Source organism: uncultured Candidatus Kuenenia sp. (assembly GCF_900696675.1).
GTDB classification, from domain to species: Bacteria; Planctomycetota; Brocadiia; order Brocadiales; family Brocadiaceae; genus Kuenenia; species Kuenenia stuttgartiensis_A.
Window position 1 is genome coordinate 1 of sequence record NZ_CAADGZ010000117.1, and the last position, 10,894, is coordinate 10,894.

Below are 10,894 nucleotides of genomic sequence, written 5' to 3' on the forward strand. Positions count from 1 at the left end.
AGCCTTTTAAAGCATTTGTATCAACGGCTAAACTTTTCCAATCGTTTGGGAAGAAAGTTCTTAGAAGATCCCAATCTTCTCTCATCATGGCTTTATCCTCCTATAGAGTGATTAGCGGGATAATTAATATAAAAATACCATGATGAATAAAATTTGTCAATAAAACAAGTTAGCGCTTATGGGGCTAGGGGTGGGTACTTTTCAAATACCAAGACAATCCGGAAAGAGTGAACTGTTACAAACTACCGGAGTGCAAAGCGCAACTCGTTCCCAAACTCCGGTTTCTCGCCTGTCTGTTGATAGATAGGGAATAAAATCACATGATTCAGACAGTTTATAATTTGTCAAGTCAAACCCTCACTGGAAACAGAGTTTTCCAGTGCAATTTCATTCCCAAACAGTCATCATGTTGCATTTGCAACACCCAGAAACGATGAAAATGGTTTTATAGCCATATCATATTGCGGTACCTGTACTTGAGCTATTTTTTGTAGTCTTATTTTCGAGCCAGATACTTCACTATGTTCAGTACAAGGTTTGGGAACGAGCCGCGTATCGTTTACGCTGAATAGTTACAAATATGGTCTCTCAAAAATTTAGAGCAATTTTTCAATTTCCTCCATATTCTTTGATATCTTTACCGCCTCTTTTATTGACTCCAGCTTCTCTATCACGGCTATTTTCCTGATACGCTCCAGAAGCCTTAAACCGTTAACTCCATACTTTAGCTCCAAACCTATCTCTATCGCCTCTATTAGACCCTCTATCCTTCCCTTCCTCTCGCCCTCTATCGCACCTTCCGCTCTGCCTTCCTCCCTGCCTTCCATCCGACCTTCCATCCTACCGGTTATTTTACCCTTTTCTATTAATCTCGCCGCTATTGTCATACTTAATTTACCTCCTTCCTCTGATATCTCTTTTAAGGTGTCTATTACCCGTTCTTCCTCTATATCCGATGCATAGTACAAATACCTGATTACACTTTCCAGAAATTTTACCCCTCCTTCCTCTTCAAAATACTGCCTCCCTATTTCAAAGAATACCTTTAGCTTGTCTCCCAGAATTTTGTCATTATATATGTTCCTCATCAATAACATGGTTATTTGGAGGGATGCCCTTCTAAATACCCTGTCCTTTATTTCCTCATTGCTGTAACTACTCAGGTCTGTCAGCAGATATTCAAATTCCGGTATAACTCTTAAAAATTCCTCGTCTATCCCTTCAAAATAGTCTCTGAACCTTCTTGCTTTCCACGTATCTTTGCCGTGATATAATATCACCGGAATTACCGGCATGAGTCTTTGCGCCTGCTTGTTGTTTGATTCCCATATCTTTAAAAGGTATTTCATCAACTGCAGATACGGACATGCTACGGCATAACTCTTGTGCTCGAATAAAAGGGTTATCCGGAGTTCTTTGTCTTTACAGAAACAGGTGTATACAATGTCTGAGAAATGTTCTTTGTGTTCTTCGTCGATATATGAGTTATTATCCTGTGTTAAAGTGGACAAATCCAGTTTTTTCAGGATTTTTGAGGGAAATGTACCACTAAGGAAATCGATTACATTTTCCCGGATGGAAAATGTCTCTTTGAAGAATTTGTCGTGTGGATTGATTATTTCCATTGATGATCTTTCTGTAATATTGCAACACTTTAACTTTTTGAAAAATTCCGACAATAACGATATGCCGCATTAATGTAAGGGGCAAAACATTGCCATAACACGGCATAGTTGTGTGCATAGTATCAGGAGCATCCCTGCGCCTGACCTCCCGCCGGCAAGGATGCTGGCGGGATATTCCTCAAACCGGCAAATGTTTCGTTCATCAATTAATCCCAAGATTCTCTCTCCTTACGAACATATTCCTGCGCATCGATGCCTTTCCAAATGTCTGCCCCCAATCCTTCAATTTCAGTAATTCTATGTTTAGCCCTTTTTTTCATAAGAGTTTTTTTCAGCCCGGCAGAGATGATTTCAACTAAACTTAATTGATCCTCTGGTCTTAGATCTTGAATTCCCCTTACATAGTCATTATAAGTAAGTGATTCCTTTTTAGTAGTCATTGTATATTTCCTTTTCCTTTCTTTTCCCTTATTTAGGAGACTCAGTGAGCCGCATGTTAATTGATCATCTTTCCAGGAACAATATTTATCGATCCATTTGGGAGGGTCAACTTCATACCTGGGAAGACTGGTACCTCCAACCACATGTGAACTGGCTCATTTTCGAATTCCGCCATTATTGACGATAACCACCCGTTGACCGCCTCAATACCATCATCGACAAAGACAAGAATTTCTCCCTTTGCTTCCGATGCCCCTCAATGTCTGCCGGATAGGAGCCCGGGTTCTGGCTAATATATATATCTGATATTATTTTTATTTAATAATGCAGCCCGTTCTGTTATCTCTCTTGTGTTGCCCGTTGAGCCGTCATCCACTACAATGATTTCGTATTCTAATATGGGGTAATCCTGATTGAGAAGCGGGGGTAAAGCAACTTTGAGGTCTTTTGCCCGATTCCGTGTTGGGATTATTACTGAAACGTTCATTGCATTTTCCACTTTTGTTGGCAATTTAGGTAAAATTTGTTTCATGACGTAAAATAGTTATTTAAGTTCTCAAGTTTTGGAGTTTTGGAGTTGCTATTCTAATTTACTCTTTTCTTCCCGTAGAACATAAAAAAACAGTATATTCTTTGCCCTTTATAATATTTATTTAAGTATTCCAGGTTGTTAAAATATAACACCATGGTATCCATGTTTTCCGGAATATGAGAATAAACTCGTTGTTTGAATGCTTCAGGAGAATAAAAACGATCAAAAGGCACCTTATACTCATCGTCACGCCAGACTTTTAACGCCTCTTTTTCAATTGTTATATTTTTCTGATCACATAATGGACTTGTTGAAACAAAGTAAGTATCCTCTAAATAAAGAGGTGCGATAGCATACCGTCCATTTATTTTTAAAATCCTACTCGCTTCTTTTGCAAATCTGATATCTGCATCGCCCATGAAACATTCAAACGCACAATGCAAAGCCAGTGCGCTGCAAAAACCTTCAGGAAGGCCGGAATTACTTGCATCCGCCCCAATATTGATCCCATTGAAACCACCAGGGTACGTCATATCCAACCGGTATGACTTTATTCCTCTAAAATTTAAAACTTCTGCCCACGGGCTTCCCGATGCGGCTATATCAATAAAAACATCATCTTGAGAAATATTTAAATAACGATACGTTAAATAGTGTTCCAGGCACTTCTCTATAAAGACATCGCCATGATTTTGGTAATGGTTTTTAATCTCTGAAAATTCATTCAACCATTGTTCAAAATCATTAATATCTATCTCCCTTTCTTCAACTATTACATTAAGCGAGACCAACCTGTCTTTTAAGGCTTTATAATAATCTATGTTGGATAATGGATCCTTCGTATGATCATAATATGATTGTCTTAATTCTTTCGGAATGTTATGAAAATTGTGTAATGGATAGGCATTCTTATAAATATCTTTAGATATAATGTCAGATGATTTAAAATGCAAATTGTCGGATATCGAACATTTTTCCCCGATATGAGAGAGATTTTCGAGAGCGACTTTATTGCCTGAGTCCAGTATTAATACGTACTTGAAAAATTCTACTGCCGAATTCAGATTTTCTTCATAAACGGAAACAATACCTAGATTGTTCAATGTTTCTATGTTATCAGGGAAATACTTTATGAGTTCTAGGAGAATTTGTTTTCCTTCCTTGATATTTCCTTTTTGTATTTCTAGTTCAGCTTTTAAGTTATGCAAATCAAGGGAGCACGGATATTTTTTTAATGCCTGTTCAGTGTCAAAAGCAGCCTTTTCCAAATATCCATCATCTCGTAATTTTTTAATCATCGTTACTAGTGATTCAACATTATTTTCAATCCGTCTCATCTGGTTATAGTAACCCATTCTCTTCTTTGTGCAACTTTGCAATTCTTCAGGGTCATTCCAGCTATATCCCACTTCTTCCATGGTATTTCCGGCAACCTGTGATATCAGCAGTAGTTCTTGTTCGTATAAATCTTCCTTCCATGATCCAGGGCGTCCTTTTCGTACAAATCCTTCTGGTTCTTTCGTGATAGGGCCTAACAGAGAAGCAAGTTCCCCTCCAACAGGAATAACCGTTCCCGCCGTTTTTTTGGCAATTTCTAAACGATTATTTTCTATGGCGGCAGCAATTCCTTTTTCGTCCCATTCTAAACCCAAAAACATACATAGGTCACGTAATACGTTTTCTGTTGCCGCACTCAGGTCTTCGTAATAGAGTTCGAAAAACTGAGACCCTGTTATATTTCTTGCAGATTCTCTAACTGCCCGAACATGTTGTACCCACATCTGTGTAGCTGCTTTAGCATCCTTTGGAGCCCAGTAGTTACCCCATGATTTCGAAGCGGCCAAAAGGGAAGCAACTACATCACGTACATCTCTCAGGATATGAATAATACGACTTCCCGGAAGCATTTCAATAATCTCTGGGATGTACAGGGCATGTGAAGGTGTTTTCTCAACAAATATTTCATCTTTCTGAAGATTACCTATCATAGGTTCTATTAAATTCATCATGTATTGTCTCAAAGCGGAGAGGTATTCAGTTTCTCTTAAATAGCTTGTTAAACCTACGGGTCTCCTACTAAGCTTATAATTCAAAAGACTACGCCATGCTCGCAACTGAGGTCCTATGAACATATCAAACACATCCGATTCCTGTCCCGATCTAATTTTGGGATGGCATGCAAGAAGTCTCTGCAACCATGTGGTGCCGCTACGCGGACAGCCAACGATAAAAACTAGATTATGTCCTGTATAGTCACTTTTTGTTTTTGCTTTCTCTGTTGCCACATTTGTGGTGTCATTGGATTTTGAAACCTTGGAGTCACCTTTATTAGGTTGAATGCTATTTGTTTGCCCAATCTTAAATTCGCAGGATGCCTCAATTCTTTTAATCCAATCACAGAATCCTTTTTCCCTTTGATTTTCGGGTATTTCAGTCAGTTTCAATATAAGACGGGAAAGCCGGTTGTTGGACTTTCCATCACACCCGTTCAGTAATTTTTCGAAATAAGGTTGTGCCATCACCCTTACGTCTTCTTTTGAGACCTGGTTATTGAGAAATTTATTAATAATATTGGGCAAAATCTCAAAGTTATCTGCGATTTTTACCGCATCACAACAGTAATGATCCCGTTCAATAATGGAAGAAAGCGCTGTTAGATAAATTACCCTAACGCCACTTAACAAAGCTTCTGCTATTGCGCTAGTGTGATGTGCAATTACAAAGTCGGCCGCCTGAACAATGTCTGTGAAAAGAGGTGAAGGAGAAATCTGAAAAATGAATCCTGGAATTTTTGTATTGTCGAAGATTCTTTTCATAAAATTACCGCTACTTAAGCCGTGGTGAATCCTGTAAACAATTTGCAATTCCGGAAATATATTTTTTAGTGCCAATATTTGTTCTATGGTTTTAAACACTGAATGTCGTTTTTCAAACGCATGAGACCAGCCACTTGAGTCACAAAATATGCATACAGGGGATTCAGGATTCAGGCCAAAAGCCTTTTTTATTTCCTTCATATTTGAGTTCGTTACTTTGATTTTGTCAAACCTGCAATTACCAACAAGTGCGATGGAATCATCTGAACAACCTTGTGATTTCGTTAATGCCTCTTTATATGCAATCCCATTAGCGGCATAATATTCAGATGAGAAAGTATCTATTGGTGCTATCATTGAAGCTGAAATCCCGTGTCCCATTGTTAGCGTAGGAATACCAGACAGCCTAGCAGGAAGAACGTCTGTGGATTCCCAAGGATGCCAGGCAAAGTGCGCAACAACAACATCTGGATTAAAGGTATGAATGATATTCTCTGAACGCAAAAGCTCCCTTACCGTATAGGGGATATATTTGGTGAGATTCGCTTTAATGGCTTCTCTCGCTAATCCCTGGAAATATGAACCAAAAGCATCTGAAAAATAGTCCCTCAACTCTCTGTTTTCTGAAATGCTTTCAAATGCGCCTTCACCTTTGCTTTTCCATTCAAACAATAGTTCAGCTTCATTTTTAACGGGCCAATCAGACTTGTAGGTAACGTATATATTCTTTTGTTTCAATTCCCTCTCTTCATCAGGCGCTAATTTATCACCTACTATGACCACACCTATCCTTGATTTGCCTTCTAGTAAACAACCAAACGTCTCCGATATCTGCTGAAAATAATACCCTCCCCAGGTAAATACTAATATTTTTGGACCAGTTAACCTCGAGTCCCAAACGATTTCCTTTGACGAAGGAACTGGAACATCTGCAACAGCCGTATTCCGTACACGTGTCTGTATTTCCTTCACGACAATTTCAATATTCTTACTTATAGCCAGCATTTTTAGCGCTTCATGTTCCAATCCATTGCTCGATGTTAATATGTTTAACATGGTGCTATTAAAAGGGGGTTGTGCCTCATTATCAAAAGGGTTTTCTTGTTTACCAACAATAATTCTGTCAGGGTTTTCCTTTTGAATAATTTTTTTTATGAACGTGTATGATTGGAGAATTTCCTGAAAGGACTGGAAAAATGTTGGGTGGTGTATTACCAACAGCGGATAATCTTTGAAGGTTCTCACCGCTTCCAGATAAGGATTTGATTTTAATTCCGGAAGTTGATGCCAGTAATAGGCTTGCCGACGTGCCTGATCAAAGATTTTAGCTTTGTCTACCGCCCAGGCATTTTCCTCATAACTTTTGTATGGGATATTCAGAGATTGTGCAGTTATTCGCCCTTCAAAAGAAGAGGCAATGACAGATATTTCCTCTTTCCCAATATGGTTATTCCAGTATTCTGCTAACCAGTTAGCGTCATGTTGATTAATTACAAAACAGACAGTTTTCATGAGAATTCTCTTTCAAAGCACAATATGATCAAGTTCATTCAGGTAGGAGTCGATTTTCTACGGGTTATGCGAATATACGTTTTTAAAAGTCTTTCCTTTGTAAATCCCAAACCAAGTTTATACTCCAAACGGGTTAGAATTTAACTTTTATTTTTGGCATAATCCCAGCCGCAAAGCTCTGTGGACATGAAATTTAAGTCTTTTGGAAAAAGTTAAAATCTCAACCGTTTAGAGTATAGTAGACATTTTACATTTTATTCAAAAAAATTTAATGATCTGAATAATGCATTCATTGCATCAACTAATGAAGCATATGTAATTCGTTTAAACTAAATATTGCCCTTTTTGCTAATTATTTTATTATCCTTACTGCCTTAAAAGCCTCAGCGTATTTCAATCCTGACTTTATCCCCCATAATTGTGCGTTCTGTTTAATGCCCTCTAATGAGCGTGGATGCGGATAATCTCTAAGCTCTGATTTATATTCGGCCATCGCTTTCAGTTTTAAATCTATGGTTTCTGAGACGTCAAAAAACACGTCCGGTGAAAAACTTAATGGATAATTCCATTCCGTGGAAGAAGGAACCTCAAACGAATATATTTCTTTTATAGTCTCATCAGGCAGCGGCCTTGAGGCCGTTAAAACCGCTCTATAGGTAATCTGATGATCAATATTTAAATCCTTTTCATAATGGGTGAAAACTGTATCAGGTTTTATTTTCCCTTTAATATCTTCTATCACTTTCACAATGTCCAGTAATGGCACTGAATCAAACCTATTATCAGGAAAATCAAACGTAAAAACTTTTTCAACTCCAATCGCTTTGTTAGCTTTTTGTATTTGTCCCTTTAAATTTCCTATAGCCTTCTGTCTTTTAGCCCTGTTCCTTTTTTCGTCCCTTGAGGTTATGCCCTCGCCTAATATAAGTGTATAAGCCTCATGGCCTTCACGAACCAACCTCGCAATAGTACTGCCACAACCAAGGATTTCGTCATCAGGATGTGCGGCAATAATAAGAACCTTTTTGTTCATTTTTCTTCTTAACCAAAAAGTAAAGAACTACCTGAAGGAGTAAAGCTGTTATTGCATTGTAATTCTAAATTTAGCAACTTTAATACCAAATATGGGAGATAGAATACAGAAGGCAGGACGCAGGATGCAGTTTGTAGAATACAGTAGGTATATGGTAAGTGTTAAGTCTCATAAAATAATAAGTTACAAGAAATATATATAACCGTTCACAGGGTTCGGGGTTCGGGGTTTTTCGGTTTGCGTGCGGGTATGCAGGTCTGTCTGCATACAACGCACAGGCAAGCGCAAACAGGCAGCAATAATATTTTATGGCAAGTAACTATCCCATGTTGACAAATAAGGATAAGGGCAACCCGGAACGGTGAACGGTTACAAAAATATATTTATAACGATTTCTCCATGGCCTCCGTGCTCCGTGTAAAATAAAAATCTCGCAATTTTTTATGAATAAAGTGGAAAAATCTTACGTAAGCAGGAAAATATGGGGCAAAAGTGTCTAAAAAATATACATGCTGTCAAAAAAATAGATAACCGTTCACAGGGTTCAGGGCTGGTTGTTTTGCTTTCTTCATATTCCCTGAGATAGTTGATAAACCCACCTATGGCACCACGGGTTATTTCCGCAGGATTAATTCACGCGCCAACTACCATGCCTCAATGTCTTCAAACCTCTCAATCTTCATCTTTCTCTAATCCTCTGATCCTCAAACCCTGAACCCAAACATTAGGTCTCTTTGAAGAATTTGTCGTGTGGATTGAATACCTCCATAAATGCAAACCTCAGTTTTTAGTAACGGTAAACAAATTTGATTTTCACCCATGCTATCCTATTCCGCTTTTCTTTGCACTCTTCGCGTCTTTGCGTGAGACTTGAACCTTTCTTTATAACTTTGAGTTCTTTACGTTCCTTCCTAATATCAGGACAAGCTTTTGCGGTGAACTATTATCTTTCTCTTAATATCGTTTACTTTTTCGTTACTTTCTCAGCTTTCCACTCACAAATTTCGGTATAAAGTTCAGCAGAAGTTTTATCTCCAAACAACTCATCTTTAATTTTAAGGTAATCTGTCTCTTGAGATAATTTTTCTCTAAAAAAAAAGGCAGCTTTAGTCATTCCCAAGTTTTTTATGATTGTTTCTACAACTTCATTTTTTAAAGACCCAACATTTGGAAGAGATTTCATTCTAGTTCCCATTATTTTCCTCTTTTCTTAAAATATTTATAATAAAATCTATGGGGTTTTGCACATTAACCGATCCTTTATATCTTTTGAGTATTTTATCGTCACACGTAATAAAAAAGTCTACTTTTAACTTCTCTGCACAAGCTATATGTAAAGCATCCATACCTTTGAGACCACATTTTTCTATTTCTTGCGATCTTGATAATATTTCAGCATCAACTGATTGAGTACAATCGGCTTTTTGAAGAACAAAACTCACAAATACGCTTCGTTCCTCATACGGATTAGTAGCATTCTCAAACAGCAATACATCAGAAGATACAATTTCAACATTCTGACAATCAATGAGCATAAAGAGCAACAACATAGATGTTGCCTCTAAGTATATCTTCGGCTGAGATTGGTCATCAAATATTCTATTTAAGGCGCTGGTATCTAAGTATACCTTCACTTTTTACAATAACCTCCTATTATAACCTGAATCCTGAACCCAAACATAAGGTTTCTTTGAAGAATTTGTCGTGTGGATTGAAAACCTCCAGAAGTGCAATCCCTCTGTTTTTTCTATAAAAATCTTCACCTCAAAGCCGGCTTACCTTCGTATCTTAAGAAAATAAAATCTATACCCTCTTTCTCTGAAAAATGAAGGACTCATCTCGTTATCTCTATTCCATGGGCATAATAATAATAATAAAAGGCTAGTTATAGCCAAACAAATCAACTTTTGGAAATTCAGGATAACGCAGTATGTAATACACACCTCTTCAGCTCCGCTAAACCCCCTCTTTTTAGAGAGGAAAGCCTGAAGCCTCCTCTAAAAAGAGGGGGTTTAGGGGTGTGTAAATATTCTAAAATCATATTTGTTTAACTATATGCAAGAATATCAATTGCAGGTCTTATTGACTTAAAATACTTTAAAAATGTCATGTACTCTCCAAAACAAGTATTAATCTTAACGCTTGATTTCAGTGGTTGCGGGATTTTCAGCGCACAGAACTTGATTAACAGTATAAAGTTTGATGCGGCACAAGATTTGGAAATCACGCACGATCCCGCAAGACGCTGAAAACCGTTATTATACGACAATTTACTATTTCTTTTCTACTATGTTATCCAATACTTTTCTTGACATATCTCTTATCAAGAAGCAAACGGAGACCACTGAGTGTAATCTATTATCATTAAACACGAGTATAAACTCATCGTCCTTAGAAATTGCCTGACGTATTTCTTTGATATCTGTATCAGATATTGCTACTTCGATCATATGCCTACTTAAGTCACCCCTGAACCAGTTCTCAATATCACGCTTTGAAAGATATTCACTTCGATTTGTACCTAAATCAGGCATTATCTCTGCCATATTACGACAAAAATGTTCAAATCCTTCGCCACTAAATATCCCTGAACGAAAGAAATCATCGAATCTCACGTTGTCGTTGAATTTTCTAAAATCAAATATGCGACTTAATCGTGGAAATCGCTCTAAGAAAATTCGCATTACCTTTTTACCTAAAATGGCACCAAGAATAGAATTTTGTCTAATATCCGAAAAGCTGCGAATAGGCTGTCGTGACGACACAAAGAGAACAGTTACAGATACGCCAACAAGGTTTAAGAAAAATGCCTCATCCGCAGAATCTGTGGGTAAGTATTGGTTCCGGCAAATTACCAAGAGTATGATACAAGGCTGTTTGCAGGCATTCCAGAGATTTATAACCATAAGCCTTTCTCATAGTCAGTTTCGCCTTA

9 protein-coding genes are annotated in these 10,894 nt (G+C 37.6%); all 9 read right to left on the reverse strand.

What is annotated here, in order from left to right:
* Nucleotides 1–596 precede the first annotated feature (596 nt).
* The 9 genes from QZT26_RS14000 to QZT26_RS14040 all read right to left on the reverse strand — a co-directional run bounded on the left by QZT26_RS14000 (nucleotide 597) and on the right by QZT26_RS14040 (nucleotide 10,865).
* A complete protein-coding gene (locus QZT26_RS14000) occupies nucleotides 597–1,625 on the reverse strand; it encodes an Rpn family recombination-promoting nuclease/putative transposase (protein ID WP_295102981.1) in 1,029 nt (342 codons plus the stop codon).
* A 69-nt stretch (nucleotides 1,626–1,694) separates the two neighbouring features.
* Nucleotides 1,695–1,841 carry a hypothetical protein gene (locus QZT26_RS14005; RefSeq protein ID WP_157820509.1) on the reverse strand — a complete coding sequence of 49 codons (147 nt, stop codon included), beginning with the start codon at nucleotides 1,839–1,841 and terminating at the stop codon, nucleotides 1,695–1,697.
* The gene (locus QZT26_RS14010) at nucleotides 1,832–2,065 is read right to left on the reverse strand and encodes a hypothetical protein (RefSeq protein WP_099327027.1); all 234 of its coding nucleotides are present in this window, start codon (nucleotides 2,063–2,065) and stop codon (nucleotides 1,832–1,834) included. Before QZT26_RS14010 ends, QZT26_RS14005 begins: the two co-directional genes overlap by 10 nt.
* Nucleotides 2,066–2,355: 290 nt before the next feature.
* A complete protein-coding gene (locus QZT26_RS14015; RefSeq protein ID WP_295102986.1) occupies nucleotides 2,356–2,553 on the reverse strand; it encodes a glycosyltransferase in 198 nt (65 codons plus the stop codon).
* 98 nt (nucleotides 2,554–2,651) lie between these two features.
* Nucleotides 2,652–6,926, reverse strand: a complete 4,275-nt coding sequence (locus QZT26_RS14020) for a sulfotransferase (protein ID WP_295102988.1) — start codon at nucleotides 6,924–6,926, stop codon at nucleotides 2,652–2,654.
* Nucleotides 6,927–7,278: 352 nt separating this feature from the next.
* Nucleotides 7,279–7,959, reverse strand: a complete 681-nt coding sequence (locus QZT26_RS14025) for a PIG-L deacetylase family protein (protein ID WP_164994340.1) — start codon at nucleotides 7,957–7,959, stop codon at nucleotides 7,279–7,281.
* A gap of 964 nt (nucleotides 7,960–8,923) precedes the next feature.
* Nucleotides 8,924–9,154, reverse strand: a complete 231-nt coding sequence (locus QZT26_RS14030) for a hypothetical protein (RefSeq protein ID WP_164994341.1) — start codon at nucleotides 9,152–9,154, stop codon at nucleotides 8,924–8,926.
* Nucleotides 9,144–9,593 carry a PIN domain-containing protein gene (locus tag QZT26_RS14035; protein ID WP_164994342.1) on the reverse strand — a complete coding sequence of 150 codons (450 nt, stop codon included), beginning with the start codon at nucleotides 9,591–9,593 and terminating at the stop codon, nucleotides 9,144–9,146. The genes QZT26_RS14030 and QZT26_RS14035 overlap by 11 nt, the downstream gene beginning before the upstream one ends.
* 639 nt (nucleotides 9,594–10,232) lie before the next feature.
* Complete coding sequence (locus QZT26_RS14040) at nucleotides 10,233–10,865, reverse strand: hypothetical protein (protein WP_295102995.1); 633 nt, start codon at nucleotides 10,863–10,865, stop codon at nucleotides 10,233–10,235.
* Nucleotides 10,866–10,894: the final 29 nt, after the last annotated feature.

What these genes read in the sequence shown, in the direction of transcription:
- QZT26_RS14000 (WP_295102981.1), bottom strand. Translation starts at nt 1,625, where the DNA reads ATGGAAATAATCAATCCACACGACAAATTCTTCAAAGAGACATTTTCC.
- QZT26_RS14010 (WP_099327027.1), bottom strand. Translation starts at nt 2,065, where the DNA reads ATGACTACTAAAAAGGAATCACTTACTTATAATGACTATGTAAGGGGA.
- QZT26_RS14015 (WP_295102986.1), bottom strand. Translation starts at nt 2,553, where the DNA reads ATGAACGTTTCAGTAATAATCCCAACACGGAATCGGGCAAAAGACCTC.
- QZT26_RS14020 (WP_295102988.1), bottom strand. Translation starts at nt 6,926, where the DNA reads ATGAAAACTGTCTGTTTTGTAATTAATCAACATGACGCTAACTGGTTA.
- QZT26_RS14025 (WP_164994340.1), bottom strand. Translation starts at nt 7,959, where the DNA reads ATGAACAAAAAGGTTCTTATTATTGCCGCACATCCTGATGACGAAATC.
- QZT26_RS14030 (WP_164994341.1), bottom strand. Translation starts at nt 9,154, where the DNA reads ATGGGAACTAGAATGAAATCTCTTCCAAATGTTGGGTCTTTAAAAAAT.
- QZT26_RS14040 (WP_295102995.1), bottom strand. Translation starts at nt 10,865, where the DNA reads ATGGTTATAAATCTCTGGAATGCCTGCAAACAGCCTTGTATCATACTC.